General features: G+C 71.4%; 11 protein-coding genes. 8 read left to right on the plus strand and 3 right to left on the minus strand.

Features of this window, described 5'->3' with window-relative positions; genetic code table 11:
* Positions 1-36 precede the first annotated feature (36 nt).
* The 8 genes from J2Y70_RS14885 (at position 37) to J2Y70_RS14920 (ending at position 19,377) form a co-directional block, all read left to right on the plus strand.
* Complete coding sequence (locus tag J2Y70_RS14885; protein WP_309919073.1) at positions 37-1,821, plus strand: DUF2341 domain-containing protein; 1,785 nt, start codon at positions 37-39, stop codon at positions 1,819-1,821.
* 4 nt (positions 1,822-1,825) lie between these two features.
* Entirely contained in the window at positions 1,826-2,230 is a 405-nt protein-coding gene (locus J2Y70_RS14890) for a biopolymer transporter ExbD (protein ID WP_206232898.1), read from the plus strand.
* A 9-nt stretch (positions 2,231-2,239) separates the two neighbouring features.
* The gene (locus tag J2Y70_RS14895) at positions 2,240-2,911 is read left to right on the plus strand and encodes a TonB family protein (protein WP_309919077.1); all 672 of its coding nucleotides are present in this window, start codon (positions 2,240-2,242) and stop codon (positions 2,909-2,911) included.
* A gap of 28 nt (positions 2,912-2,939) precedes the next feature.
* On the plus strand, positions 2,940-4,655 hold the full coding sequence (locus J2Y70_RS14900) for a putative porin (RefSeq protein WP_309919080.1): 1,716 nt from the start codon (positions 2,940-2,942) through the stop codon (positions 4,653-4,655).
* A gap of 2 nt (positions 4,656-4,657) precedes the next feature.
* The gene (locus J2Y70_RS14905) at positions 4,658-5,323 is read left to right on the plus strand and encodes a hypothetical protein (protein WP_309919083.1); all 666 of its coding nucleotides are present in this window, start codon (positions 4,658-4,660) and stop codon (positions 5,321-5,323) included.
* Positions 5,320-5,685, plus strand: coding sequence for a hypothetical protein (locus J2Y70_RS14910; RefSeq protein WP_309919086.1), 366 nt, complete (start codon positions 5,320-5,322; stop codon positions 5,683-5,685). The genes J2Y70_RS14905 and J2Y70_RS14910 overlap by 4 nt, the downstream gene beginning before the upstream one ends.
* Positions 5,686-5,709: 24 nt before the next feature.
* Entirely contained in the window at positions 5,710-17,721 is a 12,012-nt protein-coding gene (locus J2Y70_RS14915) for a filamentous haemagglutinin family protein (RefSeq protein ID WP_309919089.1), read from the plus strand.
* A 324-nt stretch (positions 17,722-18,045) separates the two neighbouring features.
* Positions 18,046-19,377: a substrate-binding domain-containing protein gene (locus tag J2Y70_RS14920; RefSeq protein WP_309919092.1), complete on the plus strand. Its 1,332-nt coding sequence runs from the start codon at positions 18,046-18,048 to the stop codon at positions 19,375-19,377.
* A gap of 210 nt (positions 19,378-19,587) precedes the next feature.
* On the opposite strand, the gene J2Y70_RS14925 is transcribed toward J2Y70_RS14920, so the two are convergent.
* From J2Y70_RS14925 to J2Y70_RS14935, 3 genes are all read right to left on the minus strand, one after another.
* Entirely contained in the window at positions 19,588-19,776 is a 189-nt protein-coding gene (locus J2Y70_RS14925) for a hypothetical protein (protein WP_309919094.1), read from the minus strand.
* Between the two features lie 160 nt (positions 19,777-19,936).
* On the minus strand, positions 19,937-21,118 hold the full coding sequence (locus J2Y70_RS14930; RefSeq protein ID WP_309919097.1) for a glutathionylspermidine synthase family protein: 1,182 nt from the start codon (positions 21,116-21,118) through the stop codon (positions 19,937-19,939).
* A 35-nt stretch (positions 21,119-21,153) separates the two neighbouring features.
* Positions 21,154-21,693 (minus strand): DUF1190 domain-containing protein, encoded by a 540-nt coding sequence (locus tag J2Y70_RS14935; protein WP_263396104.1) that lies wholly within the window; start codon positions 21,691-21,693, stop codon positions 21,154-21,156.
* Between the last annotated feature and the right edge of the window lie 167 nt (positions 21,694-21,860).

Genomic DNA, 21,860 nt, shown 5'->3' on the forward strand with positions numbered 1-21,860 from the left:
AGCGATGCATTCGGGTCGACGCTCGGAGAACGAAAGATGGCGGTATATGGATTGCGCTTCATGCTGGCGGCCGCGTTGCTGCTGTCGGCGCTCCCGGCTTCGGCCGCGACCTGGTGGGACGGCAAGTGGAACTACCGAGCCAAGCTGACCCTGGACACCACCTCCACCGGCGCGGCGCTGAGCCAGCCGTCCGGGCGCGCACAGGTGCTGGTGCGCCTGCATTCGGGCAACTTCAATTTCGCCGACGCCAAGGCCGACGGCAGCGACGTGCGCTTCGTCGCCGGCGACGACCGCACGCCGCTGAAGTACCACTTCGAGAAGTACGACGGGCTGGTCGATCAGGTGGCGCTGGCCTGGGTCGACCTGCCCGAGTTGCCGGCCAACGCCAGCACGCCGCTGTACGTCTACTTCGGCAATCCCGAGGCCAGCGGCGGCGGCGATGCCAAGGGCAGCTATGACGCCGATACGGTCGCGGTCTACCACTTCGCCAACGCGCAGGCGGCCGCCGCCGACAGCACCGCCTACGCCAACAACGCCGCGCCGCCGCTGGACCTGGCCGACGCCGCGTTGATCGGCGCCGGCCTGCGCCTGGACGGACGCGCGCCGGTGACGGTGCCGGCCTCGGCATCGCTGAACTGGCCGGCGGCGCAGCCGACCACCGTGTCGCTGTGGGCCAAGCCGGCCAGCGCCAACGCCTCCGGCGTGCTGCTGACGCTGCCCGGCGCGCTGACCCTGCGCCTGCAGGAAGGCCGCGTGCTGGCCGAGTTCGGCGCGGCGGTGCCGAGCGCGCAGATCGCCGCCACCACCGCGCTGCCGGCCGACGCCTGGGCGCATGTGGCGCTGCGCAGCGACGGCAAGACCGCCACGTTGTTCGTCAACGGCCAGCCCGCCGGCGAGACCGCGGTGGCATTGCCGGCCAGCAACGGCGGCCTGCTGCTCGGTGGCGAGCCGGGCGCGGCGCGGCCGAACTTCATCGGCCTGCTCGACGAGGTCGAAGTGGCCAAGAACGCGCGCCCGGTCGGCGCGATCGAAGCGGCGGCGCGCAGCCAGGGCGTGGACGCGCGGTTGGCGCGCTTCGATCCGGTCGAACAGCAGTCGGGCGATGGCGGCCACAACTACTTCGGCATCCTGATCGCCGCGCTGACCCCGGATGCGTGGGCGGTGATCGGGATCCTGGCGGTGATGGCGCTGATCAGCTGGTGGGTGATGGTGCGCAAGGGCCTGTACCTCAACGCCACCGCCGGCGCCAATGCGCGCTTCCTCCACGCCTACCGCCAGCAGGTGGCCGCGCATCCGCTGCACGCGCCGCACTGGCAGCAGCTCGGCACCTCGGCCGGCGTGCGTTCCAACCTGGCGCGGCTGCTGCAGGTCGGCCAGCAGGAACTGCGCGAGCGTCTGCAGGCCAGCGGGACCAACGTGGTGCGCACGCAATCGATCGCGGCGATCCGCTCGGCGCTGGACGCGGCCGCGGTGCGCGAAGGCCAGCGCATCCACAAAGGCATGGTGCTGCTGACCATCGCCATTTCCGGCGGCCCGTTCCTGGGCCTGCTCGGCACCGTGGTCGGGGTCATGATCACCTTCGCCGCGGTGGCCGCCGCCGGCGACGTCAACATCAACGCGATCGCCCCCGGCATCGCCGCCGCGCTGCTGGCCACGGTGGCCGGCCTGGCCGTCGCGATCCCGGCGCTGTTCGGCTACAACTACCTGCTCAGCCAGGCCGAAGCGGTCTCGGCGGACATGCAGGTGTTCGTCGACGAACTGGAAAAGCGCATCGCCGAAGACTATGCCGGCGACGCGCCGGCGCGCGCGGGCGGAGGCTGAGCCGATGAAGGTCCAAGGCAAGAAGCCCTACGACGACATCAACATCACGCCGATGCTGGACCTGGCGTACGTGCTGCTGGTGATCTTCATCATCATGACCACCGCCGCGGTGCAGGGCATCAAGGTCGAACTGCCCAAGGCCAGCGCGGCCAAGCCGTTGTCCGAGCCCAAGACCAAGGTCATCGCGATCGACAACAACGGCCAGGTCAGCCTGGACGCGGTGCCGGTGAGCATGAGCGAACTGGAACAGCAGCTGCGCAACGCGCTGGCCAGCGACGCCGAGCTGCCGGTGATGCTGCGCGGCGATCGCACCGTGCAGTACGAGAAGGTGATGGCGGTGCTGGACCTGTGCAGCCGGCTCGGCATCGCCTCGATCGGCCTGGCCACGCAACGCCAGGCGGCCGGCTGAGTGGACGCGATGGATCCCCTGCAATACGCCGAACCGCCGCGACGCTGGCTGAAAGCCGGCGCCGCGGTGCTCGCGCTGCTGTTGCTCGGCTGGCTGGCCACGCTGCTGCTGCGCCCGCAGCAGGCGACGCCGGCGCGCGCGCAGCCGCCGCGCATCACCCAGGTGATGCTGCCGCCGCCACCGCCTCCGCCGCCGCCCAAGCCCGATCCGCAGCCGCCCAAGCCGCAGGAACAGCCGCAGCCGATGCAGGCCGCCGAGCCGACCCCGCAACCGAAGCCGGACGCCGAAGCGACGCCGCCGGGCGATCCGCTGACCGCGCCGGCCGGCCCCGGCGACAACGCCTTCGGCCTGCAGGCCGGCGATGGCGGCGGCACCCGCATCGGCGGCAAGGGCGGCGGCGGCAGTCCGTTCGGCGGCTATGCGGCCAGCGTGCAGCGCGCGGTGCAGCAGCTGTTGCAGCGCGACGAGCGCACCCGCAAGGGCCGCTACAGCGCCACCGTGGCGCTGTGGCTGAACCCGGACGGCAGCATCGGCCGCCTGCAGATCCTGAGCTCGGCCGGCAAGCCGGAACTGGACGCGGCGATCGTGCGCGCGCTGCAGGACCAGCCGCTGCCGCAACCGCCGCCCGCCTCCCTTCCCCAACCCATCCAATTGCGCATCGGCGCCCTGGCGCCGGGCTGACGCCGCGTTTCGTACCAAGGACCCCAGCATGACCACTCCGTTTCCTCTCCACCGTCCGTCCCGGTTGCGCCTGGCCCTGCTGGCGCTGCTGCTGGCGCCGGGCGCGGCCATGGCCCAGTCCGCCGCGACCGCGATCGATCCGGCGCAGATCAATCCGCAGGTCACGCTGCGGCTGATCGACCTGCTGGTCGCCAAGGGCGTGATGACCCGCGCCCAGGCCGACGACCTGATCCGCGAAGCCTCCGCCACGGCCGCTGCGGCGCCGGCCCCGGCGGCGGCAGGCGCCGCGCCGTACCAGACCCAGCCCGGCGCGGTGGTGGTGCAGTACGTGCCCGAGCCGGTGCGCCAGCAGATCAAGGACGAACTGCGCGCCGAAGTCACCGCGCAGGCCAAGTCCGAAGGCTGGGCCACGCCCGGCGCGCTGCCGGAATGGACCCAGCGCGTGCGCGTGTACGGCGATCTGCGCGTGCGCGGCGAAGGCGTGTTCAACGCCGACGAAAACTACGCGTTCTTCCCCGACTTCGGCGACATCAACGCCGGCTCCGGGTTCGACGTGGTCGGCGCCAACAACGCGCCGTTCGTCAACACCACGCGCAACCGCAGCCGCATGCGCGTGCGTGCGCGGCTCGGGGTGAGCGCGCAGATCGCCGACTGGGTGCAGGCCGACCTGCGCCTGGCCACCGGCAGCGACCGTAGCCCGGTGTCCACCAACCAGACCCTGGGCGGCGGCGGCAACCTGTCCAAGTACTCGCTGTGGCTGGACCGCGCCGCGCTGCAGCTGACCCCGATCGACGCGTTGACCCTGACCTTCGGCCGCTTCGCCAATCCGTTCTGGAGCAGCGAACTGGTGTTCGACAACGACCTGAACTTCGACGGCGTGGCCGCGCGCTACGACCTGGCCGCCGATGACGACGATGCCGACTTCGCGCCGTGGATCAGCGCCGGCCTGTTCCCGGTCTACAACACCGAGTTCGATTTCGGCTCCACCAGCACCAGCAAGACCCGCAGCCGCGACAAGTGGATGTACGGCGCGCAGCTGGGCGCGCGCTGGCGCTTCGCCGACGACATGGCGCTGCGCGTGGGCCTGGGCTACTTCCAGTACGACCAGTTCGAGGGCAAGCGCTCGTCGCCGTGCCTGGCGCCGACCTCGGCCGACAGCTGCGACACCGATGGTTCGCGGCCGCAGTTCCAGCAGTTCGGCAATACCTTGTTCGCGCTGCGCGACATCGTCGCCGATCCGGCCAATCCCAATGGCCCGCAGCTGCAGTACTACGGCTACGCCAGCAAGTTCGGCGTCGCCGACCTGCACGCGCAGCTGCAGCTGGACCAGTTCGCACCGGTGACGATGCTGCTCGAGGCCGACGTGGTCAAGAACACCCGCTACAACGCCACGCGCGTGCGCTCGCTGGGTCCGGTCAACAACCTCGGCGACCAGGGCGTGTTCGACGGCGGCGACATGGGCTACTACCTCAACCTCACCGTCGGCCAGCCCAAGCCGGTGCAGCCGGGCGACTGGAACGTCAGCGTCGGCTACAAGTACCTGGAATCGGATGCGGTGCCGGACGGCTTCACCGATTCGGATTTCCATCTCGGCGGCACCAATGCGCGCGGCTTCATCGTCGGCGGCAACTACGCGCTGGCGCGCAACACCTGGGTCGGCCTGCGCTGGCTCAGCGCCAACGAGATCTCCGGCGCGCCGTTCGCGGTGGACCTGCTGCAGCTCGACCTCGGCACGGAGTTCTGAGCATGCACCGCCTTCCCTCCCGCCTGGCCTGCGGCATGCTCGCCGCGACGCTGCTCGCCATCGCCCCGCTGCACGCGCAGGACAGCACCGAGACGCGGCTGCGCGAAGCGCTGCGCGACACCGGCGCGCGGCTGCGCCAGGCCGAGGCCGCGCTGGTCCAGCAGCAGCTGGCGACCGCCGCCGCCGAACGCGAGCGCGACGCGCTGCGTGCCGCGCCAGCGCCGCGTGCCGCAAGCGCCGACCCCGGCCGCGAGGCCGCGTTGCAGCGGCAGCTGCTGCAGGCGCAGCGCGAACGCGACGCCGCGCTCGCGCAGCGACGCGAACAGCAGCAGGCGCAGGTCAACGCCGCGCAGGCCGCCACCCAGCAGGCGCAGGCACGGGCGACGCTGGACGCGGAACTGCAGCGCCAGCGCGCGCGGATGGCGCAATGCGCCACCGGCAGCGACGCGTTGTACGCCACCGCGCGCGAACTGGCCGCGCTGTACCGCGATCCGGCCTTCGTGCGCTTCGTGCGCAGCCACGGCCGCGAGCTGTTCGGCATGGCCAGGGTGACGCGCGAGAACCGCGTGCGCGCGCTGGAAGACCGCCTGGCCGAGCAGCACGCGCAGACCCAGGCCTGCTCCACCGCCGCGGCTGTGGCCACCACGCCGCAGGACGCTGCGCAATGAGCCGCGCCGGCGTCGCGCTGGCGTGGCTGGCGCTGGCCGCGCCGACCGTCGGCACGGACACCGCGCTCGCCACGCCGCCAGCGCCGCCGCCGGCGACCGCGCCGTGCGTGCAGGTGCGGATCGGCGAGGACGTCGCCGGCCAGCTGGACTGCCTCAACCAGACGTTGCGCGAGGCCGCCGCCAACGCCCGCCTGAGCGCCCCGCCGCTGGCCGCGGCCGCCACCGCGCTGGATCCGCTGCAACGCGGACAGCCCACGCCGGCCGCGCTGCGCCAGCGCTACGGCAACGCCTACGGCCGTTCGCTGACCCCGCAGCGCCCACAGCCGCACTACCTCCCCACTCCGTTCGCTCCGGCGCGCTGACGCGCCGCTACCGAGATCGCCGCCATGCCCCGCAACCGTCGCCGCCGCCGCAACCGCCTCCGCCGTCCCCTTCGCCTGCTGGTGCTGAGCCTGGCGATCTCGGCCGCCCTGGTCGGCCGCAGCCAGGCGCAGACCAGTCCGTTCGTGCGCCGTGGCGCCGATCCGGGCGCGCAGGCAGCGGCGGCCGCGCAGCAACAGGGATTGCAGTCGGCGGCGGCCAGCGCCCTGGCGCAGAAATCGCTGCAGGCCTTCCAGCGCGCCGCGCAGGCCCGGCAGAGCCTGGACGCGATGCAGGCCGCCGCGCGCGCCGCGGCGCAGGCATCGCAGGCCGGCATGGTGCCGGACGGCCTCGGCAAGGGCGGCCTGCAACTGCCTGACGGCGCGATCATCGATCCGGGCACGGTGCGCAGCGACGACCCGCGCCTTGGCCAGCGCAACGTGTGGCTGGGCGCACGCGCGCCGACCCAGCAGGTGGTCGGCGGCGACACCCAGGTCACCATCCAGCAGACCCAGAAGAAGGCGATCCTCAACTGGGAAACGTTCAACGTCGGCAGCCGCACCCGCCTGCAGTTCGACCAGTCCGCCGGCGGCAGCGACGCGGCGCAGTGGATCGCGCTGAACCGGGTCAACGACCCGAGCGCGGCGCCGAGCAAGATCCTGGGCAGCATCCAGGCGCCGGGCCAGGTGTACCTGCTCAACCGCAACGGCGTGCTGTTCGGCGGCGCCAGCCAGGTCAACGCGCATTCGCTGCTGGTGTCCTCGCTGGACCTGTTCGACGCCAACCGCGCGCTCAGCGACCAGACCTTCCTCGCCCGCGGCCTGTTCGGCGTCGCCGGCCAGAGCGGCGTGGTGCTGACCGGACTGGACGGCATGGCCGCCGGGCAACCGCCTGGCGACATCCGGATCGACAGCGGCGCGCGCATCGCCAGCGGCAGCCAGGGCTACACCCTGATCGCCGCGCCGAACGTCGGCAACGCCGGCACGGTGACCGCGCAGGACGGGCAGGTGATGCTGGCGGCGGTGCTGGGGCTGCGGCAGAGCACGGCGTTGCCCAGCGCCGCCGGCAACGTGCTGCCGGTGGGCTTCAGCGGTTTCTCGCTGCCCGGCGCGGCAATGGGCCAGATCGGCTCACTGGACAACAGCGGCGTGGTCGCCGCAAGCCGCGGCGATGCGACCCTGGTCGGCTACGACGTGCGCCAGCGCGGCGTGGTCAGCGCCACCACCAGCATCAGCCGTCCGGGCAACGTATCGCTGCTGGCGATCGACCAGAACGGCAACTACACCGGCAACGACGGCGCGACGCCCTATCTGGGCGGGCGCCTGGAGCTGGCGGCCGGCGCGCTCACCGCGGTGCTGCCCGAACGCGACGGCGAGACCACCACCTCCGGCGCCAGCGCCGACCAGGCCTTCGTCGCGCCATCGCTGACCCTGGCCGGCGCGCAGGTGCGGATCGGCACCGATACGCAGGTGCTGGCGCCGGGCGCGACGATGAACGTGACCGGGCTGAGCCGTAACGATGCGCCCGACCGTGGCCGCACGCTGCTCAACGACCGCATCCTGGTGGAAAACGGCGCGCAGTTGAGTGTGTCCGGCCTGGCCGACGTACAGCGCGACATGTCCAGCAATCTGGTCAAGATCCCGCGCGTGGGCCAGAACGAACTGGCCGACTCGCCGCTGCAGCGCGACGGCGCATTGGCCCGCCAGGCGCTGCAGTTCGACCGTCGCGCCAGCGGCACCCGCGCCGACGGCGTGGCCTGGGTCGGCAGCCCGCTGCTCAACGCGCAGGGCTATGTCGACCAGGTGCCGCGCACCATCGACGACATGCTGCTGGACGGCGGCACGATCAACCTCAGCGGTAGCGACGTGGTGCTCAATCCGGGTGCACGGCTGGACCTGGACGGCGGCTACCTGCACGTGCGCGGCGGCATGGTGGAGACGCCGCGGCTGCTCGGCAGCAACGGCCGCCTGTACGACCTGGCCAGCGCCGATCCGTCGCTGACCTACGTGGGCATCGCCGGCGATCAAACCCACCACCACGCGCGCTGGGGCGTGACCGAGCGCTACAGCAATCCCCTGCTCGGCAGCCGCCGCTACTACGAGAGCGACTACCTGGAAGGCGGTGACGCGGGCAGCCTGAACATCACGCTGGACCGCCACTACGACAACGTGCAGGGCCGCGAGACGCTGGGCGCGCTGGTGCTCGGCGGCGCGCTGTCGGCGCAGGCGGTGTCCGGCCGCTACCAGTTGCTGTCCGCCACGCCGGCACGCGGCGGCGCGTTGCACCTCGACGGCGGCGATGGGCGCAGCTGGCAGATCGTTACCGATACCCCGGTGACGGCCGGGCCGGACCTGGACACGTCGGTGGAGGAATTGGCCGACGCCGGCCTGGCGCCACAGGATCCGCGCCATCCCGGTTACTGGTCGCAGTTGTCCGCGCGCTGGGTGCAGGAGGCCGGCCTGGCCTCGGTCGGCGTAAAGACCGCCAACGGCGTCATCGAGGTCGCCGCGGACGCGCGCCTGCAGGTCGCCGATGGCGGCAGCATCACGCTCGACGGCGGACGCGTCGACGTGCAAGGCACGCTGATCGCGCGCGCTGGCGATATCGCGTTGGACAGCAGGGGAGGCGACCTGCGGATAGCCGCTCCCGGCCAGGACGCGCTGCTGGCGTTCGGTCGCGGCGACCTGCTGGTCGGCGGCGGCGCGCTGCTGGACGTAAGCGGACGGTGGGTCAACGACGACCGCCGGCTGACCCAGACCCCGCAAGGCCAAGCCTTCATCGACGGCGGCACGCTGTCGCTGCGCACGCAGCAACGCGTGGACACCGATGCCGACGGCATCCGCCACGACAACACCGGTTCGATCCTGATCGCAGCGGGTGCGTCGCTGCGCGCCAACAGCGGCGGCTACGTCGATGCCGACGGCGAACTGGCGATGCGCGACGGGCGCCCGCTGGGCCGCGGTGGCGACATCGGCCTGCAGACCTACCTGCGCCCATCCAATGACAGCACCGCCGACCCGACCTACGTAGTGGATCTGACGCCGGCCGACGGCGCCGGACGCCTTCAGTTCGATCCGGCCAGCCTGCAGGCCGACAGCTTTGCCGGCGGCGGCACGCTGACGCTGCGCGCGCTGGGCGTGCAGATCGGCGGCGACGCGCCGGCCGATGCGCGCATCCTGCAACTGGACCCGGCGTTCTTCGCCGCGCACGGATTCGGCAGCTACGACTTGGCCGCCGAACGCGACGCCGGCATCGCCGCCGGTACCCAAGTGCGCGTCAGCCAGCGCAACCTGCTGCCCGACGTGCAGGCGCTGCGCGCCGCGTCCAGCGGCACCGACGTGCTGGCCGGACTGCGCGATGGCGGCAACGGCTACGTGCGCCTGGGCCAGCTGGATCCGTTCTATCGACCGGCCACCGACTTCGCCCTGCGCGCCGGCGACTATCTCGGCCGCGTTGCCGGCAATCCCGTCCACAGCGCCGCCTCGGGCACGCTGGAACTGGCGCAAGGCGCGCAGCTGACCCTGGATCCGGGTGCGACGGTACGGCTGGGCTCGCGCGGGCAGGTCAACATCTTCGGCCAGATCAGCGCGCGCGGCGGCGAGGTCGTGCTGTCCGGCGATACCACCCAGCAGTCGGGGCTGGCCCCGCCACCCGGCGGCGACAACGGCCGCGCCTACGCCGATGCCGGCAAGTCGGTATGGCTGGGCGCGGACAGCCGCGTGGACGTGTCCGGTATCGTCCTGTCCGATCCAGCGCCCACGCTGCAACCCAGCGAACGCGGACCGGTGGTGCCGCGCGGCGGGCGCGTGCTCGACGGCGGCACCGTCACCCTCAGCAACGACGGCGGCTACGTGGTCGTGGAGGCCGGCGCGCAACTGGATCTTTCCGGCGTCTCGGCGGTGTTCGACCTGCCCACCGGCGCCGGCCTGTTCGGCGGCGCCACGCCGAGCCTGCAAGCACAGACCGTGTGGAGCGACGGCGGGCGCCTGACCCTGGCGGCCAGCGCCGGGCTGTTCTTCGACGGCCGCATCCAGGCCCACGGCGGTGCCGCGCAGGCGCAGGGCGGCACCCTCGCGCTGCTGCCCCTCAGCCAGGTCGGCAGTCGCACTCCGAACGGATTCGCCGCCAAGGGCCTGATCTTCACCCAAAGCGACAGCCGTCTGCCGGCCGGCGCACAGCCGGGACAGGCGCTGGAACCGGCGTTGGCCGCGCCGTCGGGGCTGCTGTACTTCGCCGCCGACCGGCTGGCCGACAGCGGCGTCCAGACCCTCTACGCCGGCGTGCAGACCCCCAGCGGCAGCGACGCCACCCCGCCGCTGGTCCCGATCGGCTTCAGCGGCGATGTGGACCTGTCGCTGGCGCGCGCACTGGTGTTCAACGCCCCCTCCTATGCGCTGCTGGCGCCGCAGGCCGGCAGCTTCGGCGCGCTCGCCGACAGCGGTCAGGTGACGCTGTCGGCCGCCTATGTTGGCCTCAACGGCTGGCGTCCGGCCACCGCCGATGCGAGCCTGGTCGAACCGCCGGCGCCCGGCGCCGCCAGGTTGACGGTGCAGGCCCAGCACATCGACCTGGGCGGCCAGTTCGCGCTGAATGGCGTGGGCCTGGCGCAATTCCACAGCCAGGGCGACCTGCGCCTGCATACGCCCGCGGCCTACGCCTTCCAGGGCACCACCACGCCACTGCCGCGCGCCGGCGAACTGCTCACTGCCGGCGACCTGGAGTTCCGCGCCGCGCAGCTGTACCCGGCCAGCGGCGAGACCTTCCTGATCCGCGCACTGGGCGCGCTCGATCCGCAGACCGGGGTGCGTGCCGACACCCGCATCGACATCGCCGACCACGGCGGCGATGCGGCGCTGCCGCTGTCGGCGGGCGGCACGCTGGCGCTGGACGCCACCGAGATCGAACAGCACGGCACCGTGCGCGCGCCGGGTGGACGCCTGCTGCTCGGCGTCGGCGCCGCCGGCGAGGACGCCACCGCGCGCGCGCTGTTCGGCACGCGCACCCTGGCGCCCACGCGCCGCGTGAGCCTGGGCGCGGGCAGCGTCACCTCGGTGTCGCTGCAAGGCGCGGTGCTGCCCTACGGCAGCACCGTCGACGGCAGCCAGTGGCGCTACGACGTCAACCCACAAGCCAGCAACGCCGACCTCGCCGCGCCGCCGCAGAAGCAGATCCGGCTGCAGGCCGCGGACGTGGAACTGGGCGCGGGCGCGCAGATCGACCTGTCCGGCGGCGGCGACCTGCAGGCGGTCGAATGGGTCCCCGGCACCGGCGGCAGCCGCGACGTGCTGTCGCGCTACAACACCAGCTACGCCAGCGGCAGCGCACAGCAGGTGCCGCTGTATGCGGACGCACGCGAGGTCTATGCGATCGTTCCCGGCCTGCAGACGCCGGTCGCAGCGACCGACGCGCTGTTCGAGCAGGGCGACGCGGCGCCGGCGCTGGGACGCGCGGTGCAGCTGAGCGGCGTGCCGGGCCTCGCCGACGGCGTCTACACGCTGCTGCCGGCCAAGTACGCCACCCTGCCCGGCGCCTATCGCGTCGTGGCGCGCAGCGGCAGCCAGGACGCGACCGCGGCGCAGAACCAGATCGCGCCCGACGGCACCGCGATGGTCGCCGGCCACTACGTCGATACCCTCAGCGGCGCACGCGACGCGCGCAGCAGCCTGTTCGAGGTGCAATCGCGGGCGACCTGGGGCCAGTACTCCGAATACACCCTGACCGGCGCCAACAGCTTCTTCGCCGGCCTGGCCACGCGCCAGGGCAACGCCACGCCGCAGCTGCCGCGCGACGGCGGGCAACTGGTGCTGTCGGCGGACCAGCGACTGCAGCTGGGCGCCACCCTCGCCACCGCCGCGGCCAACGGCGGCGCCGCCGCACAGGTCGACATCACCGCACGCGCGCTGCAGGTCCGCGGCCAGGGCCAGGCAGCGCTGGACGGCTACGTCAGCGTCGATGTCGCCGCGCTCAATACGCTCAACGCCGGCAGCCTGCTGCTGGGCGGCACCCGCGAGCAGACCGCCGCCGGCACACTGCTGCACGTCGGCGCCGAACACGTGCTGGTGAACAACGATGCGCGCGATCCGCTGCGCGCGCCGGAACTGATCCTGGTGGCCGGGGCCAATGCGGATGGCGGCGTGCAGGTCGCCGACGGCAGCGTGCTGCAGGCCCAGGGCGGCAGCGGCACGCGCAATTCCAGCACGCTGCTGATCGGCGACAGCGCTCCCGCCGGGGCCAGTGGCGATGGCGCGCTGCTGCGCCTGTCCAGCTACGGCGATGCGGCCCTGCAACGCCGCAACGTTCCCGGCGCAGCGCTGGCGCAGGGCCGGCTGCGTGTCGGCGACGGGGCGCAGCTGCTCGGCGGCGCCTCGCTGAACCTGGATTCCACCGGCGACACCGAGGTCGCCGCCGGCGCCCGCCTGCAAGCCGATGCGATCACCGCCAGCGCCGGCCAGGTGCGCCTGGACGCGGGCGCGGCGGCGACCGATGCCGGCGGCCTGGTGATCGGCGCGGCCAGCCTGGCGCAGCTCGCCGACGCCAAGCGGGTCAGCCTGCGCAGCTACGGCGACATGAGCTTCGCCAGCGGCCTGGAATTGAGCGTGGACAACGCGCTGACCTTGAGCGCCGCGCGCTTCGTCGGCGACGGCAGCACGGTGCGGCTGCGCGCCGACCAGCTGACCCTGTCCAACGAGATCGGCACCAGCGCCGCTGCCGACAGCGGCAGCGGCAGCGGACTGCTGCAACTGCAGGGACGCGAGGTGGCGTTCGGCAGCGGCGACAAGCAGCTGGCCGGCTTCGGTGCGGTCGCGGTCGATGCCGAGCAGGCGCTGTTCGTGCGCGGGCATGGCCAGTTCGACTTCGGTACGCGCGAGGTGACGCTGCGCGCGCCCGTGCTGGTGGCAGATGCCGGTGCCGACAATCGCCTGGTCACCCAGGGCGCGCTGCACCTGCAGCGCAACGGCGGCACCGCGAGCGCGGCCACGCCGCTTGGCGGCAGCGTCGGCCTGGTCGGCGGCAGCATCGACGGCAACGGCGCGATCCGCGCGCGCTCCGGCAGCGTCGACGTGCATGCCACCAGCGGCGACCTGCGGCTGGATTCCGGCGCCAGCATCGACGTGTCCGGCACCACCCAGGTCTTCTTCGATACGCCGACCTACACCGCCGGCGGCGATATCGCACTGCGGGCCGACCGCGGCGGAGTGAATGCCGCCACGTCCACCCTGCTGGATTTCTCCGCCGCCGGCAGCGCCGATGCCGGTTCGCTCGACATCGCCACGCCATTGGGCGCCGCGCGCCTGCTGGGCACGCTCGACGGCGCCGCCGGCAGCGGCCGCGGCGGCCGTTTCGCGCTGGATTCGGGCGCCGCGGTCGACCTCGACGCGTTGGCGCCGCAACTGGCCAACAGCGGCATCGACGGCGCCATCGACATCCATGCGCGCAGCGGCAATCTGACCCTGTCCGCCGGCCGTTCGCTGCAGGCGCAGCGCGTCAGCCTGACCGCCGATGGCGGCGCCGATGCGCTGCTGCGCGACGCCGGCAACGGCAACGTGCGCATCGACGGGCTGATCGACGCCTCCGGTACCCAGGGCGGCGACATCGCGCTGTGGGGCCGCCACGGCGTGGCGGTCAACGGCCGGTTGCTGGCGCGCGGCAGCGCCGCCGATCGGCGCGGCGGCACCATCGTGCTCGGCAGCAGCGGCCGCGAGGACGGCACACTCAACGCCGACTACGGCTACCAGAACGTGCAGGCTGCGGCGGCCGGCACCATCGCGATCGGCGCCGGCGCGCTGCTCGACGTCTCCGGCGGCAGCGCCGGCGGTCTGTCCGGCGGCAGCGTGCAATTGCGTGCGCCGCTGCTGGCCGACGGCGAGGTCAACGTGACCATCGCCGACGGCGCGCGCATCGCCGGCGCCCGCGAAGTGGGCCTGGAAGCCTATGCGGTGTGGAGCACCACCGATGCCAGCAGCGACCCGACCCAGCATTTCGACGGCATCGTCGATCCGGCCGGCTGGTACGACGCGCAGGGCCAGCTGCTGCCCGGCAGCTGGACCGACACCGCCGGCAACGCCTTGGCCGCACCGTCCACGCCGGCACAGTTGGCCGACTATCTGAGCCGCCACCTGTTCACACCGGACGCGGCCAACGCCGCGCATCGCCAGTTCTACGGTTACCGCGACGACGCCAGCGCCGCCCCAGGCACGCTGATGGGCTTCGTGCAGCAACCCGGCTTCGCCTTCGCCGGACGCTTCGCCGGCATCGCCAACTTCCGCGCACGGCCGGGCATCGAGCTGCGCAACCCGGACCCGGCGATCAACGGCGGCGCGATCAGCGTGCTGACCAGCTGGAACCTGGGTTCGGGCGCCACGCGCGATGCGCTGGATTTCCGCTACAACGGCGCGGCGCCGGTGCTGACCCTGCGTGCGGCACAGGAAGTGACGATCAAGGCCAGCCTCAGCGACGGCTTCTATCAGCTGCGCAATCCGTTCGGCAGCGGCGGCCCGCAGGCCAGCTACGACGATGCCGCCGGCCAGTACCAGGGGCTGAGCGAGCTGTATTTGGGATTCGGCGTGAGCATCGACACGCTCGTCCCCATGCCGTCTGCGCAGAACGGCGACGACGCACAGGCCCAGCAGTACTACGGGCAGTACCTGCAGTTGCTGGCGATGTTCCAGAAGACGCAGCCGGACATGGGCGCCACGCCGGAAACCCCGATCAACATGCTCGACGGCTTCCTGTTGCAGTACGCGCCGGAGCTCGGCAGCGTGGTGGAACAATTCCCCGGCCAACCGGCGCCGCCGCCGTCGCCGACCGCGCCGGCCGACTATCCCGGCTACCTGGCCAGCTACGAGCGCTACGTGCTGGACCTGTACGCGTTCTGGGGCCAGTCCGGCTTCGGCGCGCTGCCGGCCTACGTTCCACCGTCTTTGCCCGTGCTCGGCGCGCTGCTGCCCGCCGACACCCACAACACCCCGTCCTCGCTGCAGGCTAGCCGCAGCAACCCGCTGCCGCTGGCCACCGCCAGCCTGATCGGCGGCGACAGCAGCCGCTACCGCATCGTCGCCGGCGCCGATTTCGCCAGCATCCGTCCCGACGCGCTGCGCCAGGACGCCGACGCCGACGTGGTGCTCGACGGTCACCAGCGCTACCAGCAGGAAGGGCAGAAGGACGTGTTGCTGCCGACCGTGCTGCGCACCGGCACCGGCAGCATCCAGATCGCCGCCGCCCGCGACCTGCACTTCGCCGACACCGATGCACCGGCCAGCATCTACACCGCTGGGCGCCCGGTGGACGGCAGCGCGATCGGCACCGACACCTACGTGGCGCGCAGCAGCGCGGGCAGCCGCGCCGCCGACGTGGTGATCGGCGCCCAGGCCAACGCCGAGGCCGGCGGCGACCTGAGCCTGCAGGCCAACCGCGACATCGTCGGCAATCGGCAGATCGTGGACACCGACGGCAGCCGCAGCGGCGTGGTCGGCAACTACGTCGGCCAGTACTGGTGGCCGTGGATGCAGCTGGGCAATCCGCTGGGGGCCGACGGCCTTACCTCGATCGCCGCGCAGATCAACTACGGCGGCTTCGCCCAGGGCGTGATGAGCAGCGGCGGCGACGTCGCCGTGGATGCCGGACGCGACATCCGCGAACTGTCGGTATCGCTGCCGACCAACTACATCGAAGGCGAGCAGGGCCGCCGCGTCTTCGGCGGCGGCAACCTGAGCGTGAATGCCGGCCGCGATGTGCTTGGCGGCGACTATTTCGTCGCCGCCGGCGAAGGCCATCTGCGCGCCGGCGGGCGCCTCGGCAGCGCCTTCGATCTGCAGGCGCAGGGCTACGACGGTGGCGGCCAACTGCGTCAGGTCGAAAGCGCGGTGGATCCGGTCTTCGCGTTGCAGGATGCGCAGTGGTCAATCCAGACGCGCGGTGACACGGCGATCGGCGCGATCGTCAACCCGACCTACGTGATTCCCAACGAAGGCGGCATTCCCGCGCTGCTGGCAACCGACCGCATCAGCCAGGACTACAGCACCGACTCCAGTGTGCAGATCGCCGCGCTGGACGGCGACATCCGGCTGAAGACGCTGAAACTGCCGGGCCTGCTGTTCGGTTTCGGCGAGCGCGACAACAACCGTCCGTTGCCCGACAGCGTCTCGCTGAGCCAGCAGGTGTTCGACAACGTGCTGCCGGCGCGGCTGGAAGCGATCGCGCAGCATGGCGCCGTCCAGATCGAAGGCGCCGCGCGCCTGTTCCCGTCGGCCAGCGGGCAGTTGGCGTTGCTCGCACGCGACGACATCGCGCTGTTCAACGACAGCGTGCTGCCCGGCACCTCGCTGTGGATGCTCGATGCACCCGGCGCCTATGCGGGCAACGACCTGAGCGTGCCCGACCGCAACCAGTTGTTGAACCTGCATCGCAACGACAGTGCACCGGCGTTGCTGTACAGCCTGGACGGCGACATCGTCAGCGGCTTCGCCGCCGATGGCTATCGGCTCAATCCGCTGACGCTCGATCTGCCCAAGCCGGCACGCATCCGCGCCGGGCGCGATATCGTCAACCTCGACCTGCGTGCGCAGAACTACCGGGCCGGCGACGTCACCCGGGTGGTGGCCGGACGCGACCTGTACTACACGCCAATCCAGGGCGCACCGCTGGATCCCGGCTACGTCGCGCGCTGGGGATGGCTGGAACTGGGCGGGCCAGGCACCTTCGAAGTGCAGGCCGGTCGCAACCTGGGGCCGCTGACCTCGGCCAACGAGGCGTTGGCCGCCACACGAGGAAGGAACATCGATGCCCTGGACGGCGGCATCCGCACCATCGGCAACAGCAACAATCCCGGCTTGCCCACGACCGGCGCCACGCTGGTCGCACGCTTCGGCGTGGCCCCTGGCGACGCCGCCGACGCGTTCGCGGCGCTGTACCTGGATCCGGCCGGCGCGCAAAGCCAGGACGCCTACCGCCGCTGGTTGGCGGAGTTCGTGCTGCAGCGGAGCAACGACGCACGCGAGCGGGCCGGCCTGGCACCCCTGAGCGAACTGCCGGTCGCACAGGCATGGGCCGCGTTCCAGCAACTGCCTGGCGAGGATCGGCGCCTGCTGGTTGAACGCGTGTTCCTGGACGTGCTCAAGCAGGTCGGCGAAGGCTACGCCGACCCCGCCAGTGCCGACTATCAGCAATACGCACGCGGCTACCAGGCGATCGAAACCCTGTATCCGGGGCGACTGGGCTATACCGCCAACAATCTGCAAGGCGGTGCCAACGGCGCGGCGACGCGGGTGAGCACCGGCGCCCTGGACATGCGCGGCTCGACCCTGCAGACCGGGAACGGCGGCGATATCCGCGTGCTCGGGCCGGGCGGCGGCATGCAGGTGGGCAGCGCGCTGGCGCCGCCAGCGGTGTTCGATACGCAGGGCAACGTGCTGATCGGCCCGGCCCAGCAGGGCATCCTGGCGCTGGGCCAGGGCGACGTCGGCGTGTTCACCGATGCCAGCGTGCTGCTTGCGCAGAGCCGCATCTTCACCCAGCGCGGCGGCGACCTGGCGATGTGGAGCTCCAACGGCGACATCAACGCCGGCAAGGGCGCCAAGACCAGTTCGGAGAAGTCGCGCGCCAGCTATCAGTGCGACCTGGACCGCTACTGCACCCTCAACGCGCGCGGCCAGGTCAGCGGCGCCGGCATCGCCACCTTGCGCGTGGACGCGGCCGATCCGCAGGGCGACGTGGTGCTGGTCGCGCCACGCGGCACGGTGGATGCGGGCGACGCCGGCATCCGCGTCAGCGGCAACCTGATCGTGGCGTCGCAGTTCGTCGCCAATGCCGACAACATCCAGGTGCAGGGCGATACGGTCGGCGTCGGCAGCGCACGCAGCGTCGATGGCGGCGCGCTGAGCGCGGCATCCAACGCCGCGGCCGCGGTATCCGACGCGGTCGGCGACATGGCCTCGCGCGGCAACACCCCGCCGCGCGAGGCGCCGTCGGTCATCACCGTGCAGGTCATCGGTCTCGGCGATTGCGCCATGGACGACCCGCGCTGCCAGCCCGGCCCATGACATTGCGACGACATGGGCCGGATCCGCAGCCGGCCCATGTCCGAACCGATAATCTCCGTCGCATTATGTAGACAACGGAAAATACGGCCTGTGGAAATTCAGCCAGAACGTTATTTTGCCGTGCACGCATTATGTCAACGGCCACCAAGATCAATTTGTTTCAAGCTACGCATCACAGGTAAAGAAAAGTACCTGCGAATGTCTCTTCAATATCATTGTTCGAGCGCAACCTTTCTCCTGCGCCACCACTGTGGCGCAAGCACGCTACAGGTCAAGAAATTCCCCGGATCCTATCCGTCGTTTTCTCACCAAGGAGAGAAGCAAGTGCTCAACCTCAACATTTCCCGTTTCAGCGCCATCGCCGTTGCGGTCGCGGCCCTGTCCAGCGGTTCGGCCATGGCGGCCGAGAACCTGTACGGCGGCGGCGCCACCTTCCCGGCGCAGCCGTACGTCGGCACCGGCTACCTGACCCCCAACCCGGATGCGCGCCTGTCCACCAATGCCGGCAACACCCCCGGCACCGGCTTCACCGTCTCCGGCATCGCCGCCGGCTCGGTGTTCGGCACCTACAAGACCAACACCACCAACAACGTGTCGTACTGCCAGACCGGCAGCGGCCTGGGCAAGACCGCGCTCAACGGCGCGATCGCCAACCAGAGCTGCCGCGACTTCAGCGCCACCCCGGTGGGCTTCAGCGCGCCGACCAGCGCCAGCAACACCCCGGACTTCATCGGCACCGACTCGCCGCTGAGCACCAACGACTACACCACGTTCCTGGGCGGTGCCAACGCCGCGGCGCGCGTGGGCCTGGTGCAGATCCCGACCATCGCCGGCGCCATCGCCCTGCCGCACAACGATTCGGTCGACAACGTCGCGCTGACCACCGCTCAGGTCTGCCAGATCTATTCCGGCCAGGTCAGCAACTGGTCGTCGATCCCGGGCGTGACCGGCTCCGCCGGTCCGATCAAGATCGTCTACCGCACCGATGGCAGCGGCACCAGCTTCGCCTTCACCAGCTTCCTGGCCGCGCGCTGCAACGGCACCGCCAACGTGCCGTCCGGCTTCGTCTTCACCCCGAACCAGAGCTTCACGGCTGCCCTGCCGGGCGGCGCGAGCGCCGTCTATGGCACGCGCGGCGTCAGCGCCAGCGGCAACGCCGGCGTGGTCGCGGCGGTACTGAGCACCGCCAACGCCGATGCGCTGGGCTATGCCGATATCGGCGAAGTGGTCGCCCAGGCGGCCGACTACGCCACGGTCAACGGCTTCGACCCGGCGCTGTTCGGCAAGAACGCGTCCGGCGTGCCGACCCCGATCAGCATCAACCCGACCACCGGGTTGCTGGCCGGTCGCGTGCTCGACGGCGCCACCGTCAACCTGGTTCCGGGCAGCGGCTCGACCGCGACCAAGAACTGCGTGCGTCTGGTCAGCCCGTCGGCAGCGATCGCCAACGCGTACCCGATCGCCGCGATCACCTACCTGGCCGGCTACACCAATGGCAACGGCAGCGCTGCGCACATCCAGGCGCTGAAGGACCTGTACGGCCAGTTCTACAACACCACCACGCGCCCGGTGCTGCCGAACGGCTTCGCTTACCTGGACGGCGTCGCCACGTTCCGCACCTCGGTGCAGTCGACGATCACCAACTGCGTGCAGTAAGGCTTCACGCCAGGATGGCAACGGACCGGCGGGCAGCGATGCCCGCCGGTCTTTTTTTGTCCGGACGCCCCATTCGATGCAGCGATCGGCACGGCGCGACGCGATCCGCATCCCGGAACACGCGATCGTCGCACGCACGCATGCGCGCAGCGCCGCACGCCTCGCCGGGAGAGATCGGCACCCCTCGCAACCCGACTGCGGCGAAGGCCGCTACGCCGAAGCCGGCGGCTCCTCCTGCTCGCGCAAAAGCTCCTCCAGCACCTGGATCGCACCATCGATCCGCGTCAGCGTCTGCTGCAAATCGTTCCTGCGGGCGTCCAGCTGCTGCAGCTGCACGCCACCCGCGCGGCGCTCGTCCTTCAACTCCTGCAACCGTTGCGCGATCGAATTGCGATCCATGGCGTGGCACCTGCGTGGATGGGATCGCTAGAGTAAGCCAGCGTGCCCGGCTGCCGCAGCGGACGATAGGCCCATGATCGCCATCAGCGTGGCCGCGTCGTTCGCCGATGGCGATGGCCATGCGAGTCGCCGGCGCGCACCTGTGCGGCCGCGCCCAGGCTCAGGCGTACAACACGCCCGGCCGCCCTTCCTCCACGATCGCATGCGGCACGAAGCGCGCGCTGTCGCGGGTGATCGGGCCATCGTCCTCGCGGATGCCGATGCCGCACGCGGTGTCGCCGACGATCCAGCTGCCGACCATCGGATAGCGGCCGTCGAACACCGGCAACGGATGCGCCTGCTGGCGGATGCATGGCCCCTGGTAGGGGCCGTCGCTCTGCAGCATGCGGCCGTCGGCCAGGTGCAGGGCGATGTTGGCGCCCTCGCGCGAATGCAGCGGCTTGCGCACCCAGCCCGGCGGCAAGGCGGCACCGTCGTCGAACGCGGCCGGCAGCAGGTTGGAATGGCCATGATGGCGCTCCCACAGCAGCGGCAGGATGCCCTTGTTGCTGAGCAGCGCCTTCCACGGCGGCTCCAGCAGGCGCAGGCCCGAGCCCGGCAAGGCCTGGCCGAAGCGCTCGGCGAACAGGTCCTCCAGCGGATACAGCTTGAACAGCGCGCCGATCACCGCGTCGTCCAGATCTGTATAGCGGCCGTCCTCGGACAGGCCGATGTCTTCGATCGCGATCGCCTCGCCGAACAACCCGGCCTGCGCCGCGCAGTCGCGCAGGTAGGCGACCGTGCCCTGGTCTTCTTCCGAGTCGCGCACCGCGGCGAAATACAGCGGCGGCGGCAACCGCGCCGCCAGCTCGGCGAAACGCGCCACCAGGGCCTCGTGGATCGAGTTGAACTGGTCGGCGTCGCGCGCCAGGCGGCCCTGCGCCCGCTGGTCTTCCAGCCACTGCCACTGGAAGAACGCCGACTCGAACAGCGAGGTCGGCGTGTCGTAGTTCAGTTCGTACAGCTTGGCCGGGCCGGTGCCGTCGTAGGCCAGGTCCAGGCGCCCGTACAGGTGCGGATCGCGGCGCCGCCAGCTCTCGGCGATCCAGTCGCGGAACGCCGGCGGAATCGCCAGCCGCTGCATCAGCGCCTCGCTGGCGACGATCTCGTCCACCAGCCCCATCGCCATCTGGTGCAGCTCGGCACTGGGATCCTCCAGATCGCGCTCGATCTGGCGCAGGGTGAACGCGTAGTAGGCGCGTTCGTCCCAATAGCGCTCGCCGCCGATGGTGTGGAAACGGAAGCCGCACTCGGCGGCCTGCGCGCGCCAGTCGCCGCGTTCGACGATCGCGATGCGTTGCATGTGCTTCCTTGGCTGGTGCGACGTGAGCGCGGCGATCAGCCGCCGAAACTGCCGCGCGCGCCGCTGGAGCTGCCGAAGCCGCCGCGGCTGACGGTGACCGCCCGGTTCGGCGTGGCGCCGATATGGGTCATGGTCTGGTTGCCGCGCAGGCTGGTCGCCGCACCGGCACCGGCGCCGGTCGCCGGGCGCTGCCACTGGCTCTGCCGGTCCTGGTACGCGGGCGCGGCGTTGAAGCCGGCCATGCGGTTGCCGTTGAGCATCTGCGACAGGAAGAAGCCGGTCATCAGCGGGCCGATGAACGAATGCCCCTGATGGTCGCGCTGTTCCACGCAACGCTCGGCGGAATACTCCTGCGCGCACTGCTCGCGGCTGGCGTACTTGGGCCCCTGCTCGGCCGACTGCTGCTGCGCCTGCTTGAACGCCTCGCGGCAGGTGGTGATGTCGTGGGTCTGCGCCGCGCAGGCTTCCACCGAGGTGTACAGCCCCTCCTGGGTCTTGGCCTCGCGCTCGCAGGCGGTGAACAGCAGCGGCGCGGTGCCCATCAGCAACAGCGCGGCCTTCTTGGATCGTTTCATCGTCTCCCTCCCGGACCTCAGAATGCGATGATGCCTGTTCGGGCCGGAGACGGAAACCGCCGGTACCGCGCCTGCCCATTCATCCGCATCGCCTCAAGCATCGCCCGGTGGTCCGTGCGGTCGGCGCAGCGGTGCCGGTTCAGCGCCGGCAAGGCAGCCGTGCAGGC

Origin of the sequence: Xanthomonas sp. 1678 (genome assembly GCF_031455575.1) — a bacterium.
In the GTDB taxonomy this organism is placed as follows: domain Bacteria; phylum Pseudomonadota; class Gammaproteobacteria; order Xanthomonadales; family Xanthomonadaceae; genus Xanthomonas_A.

Excerpts from the sequence above, each read along its gene's own strand:
- J2Y70_RS14935 (WP_263396104.1), bottom strand. The coding sequence starts at position 21,693 with ATGAAACGATCCAAGAAGGCCGCGCTGTTGCTGATGGGCACCGCGCCG.
- J2Y70_RS14925 (WP_309919094.1), bottom strand. The coding sequence starts at position 19,776 with ATGGATCGCAATTCGATCGCGCAACGGTTGCAGGAGTTGAAGGACGAG.
- J2Y70_RS14915 (WP_309919089.1), top strand. The coding sequence starts at position 5,710 with ATGCCCCGCAACCGTCGCCGCCGCCGCAACCGCCTCCGCCGTCCCCTT.
- J2Y70_RS14895 (WP_309919077.1), top strand. The coding sequence starts at position 2,240 with ATGGATCCCCTGCAATACGCCGAACCGCCGCGACGCTGGCTGAAAGCC.
- J2Y70_RS14905 (WP_309919083.1), top strand. The coding sequence starts at position 4,658 with ATGCACCGCCTTCCCTCCCGCCTGGCCTGCGGCATGCTCGCCGCGACG.
- J2Y70_RS14900 (WP_309919080.1), top strand. The coding sequence starts at position 2,940 with ATGACCACTCCGTTTCCTCTCCACCGTCCGTCCCGGTTGCGCCTGGCC.
- J2Y70_RS14910 (WP_309919086.1), top strand. The coding sequence starts at position 5,320 with ATGAGCCGCGCCGGCGTCGCGCTGGCGTGGCTGGCGCTGGCCGCGCCG.
- J2Y70_RS14885 (WP_309919073.1), top strand. The coding sequence starts at position 37 with ATGGCGGTATATGGATTGCGCTTCATGCTGGCGGCCGCGTTGCTGCTG.
- J2Y70_RS14890 (WP_206232898.1), top strand. The coding sequence starts at position 1,826 with ATGAAGGTCCAAGGCAAGAAGCCCTACGACGACATCAACATCACGCCG.
- J2Y70_RS14930 (WP_309919097.1), bottom strand. The coding sequence starts at position 21,118 with ATGCAACGCATCGCGATCGTCGAACGCGGCGACTGGCGCGCGCAGGCC.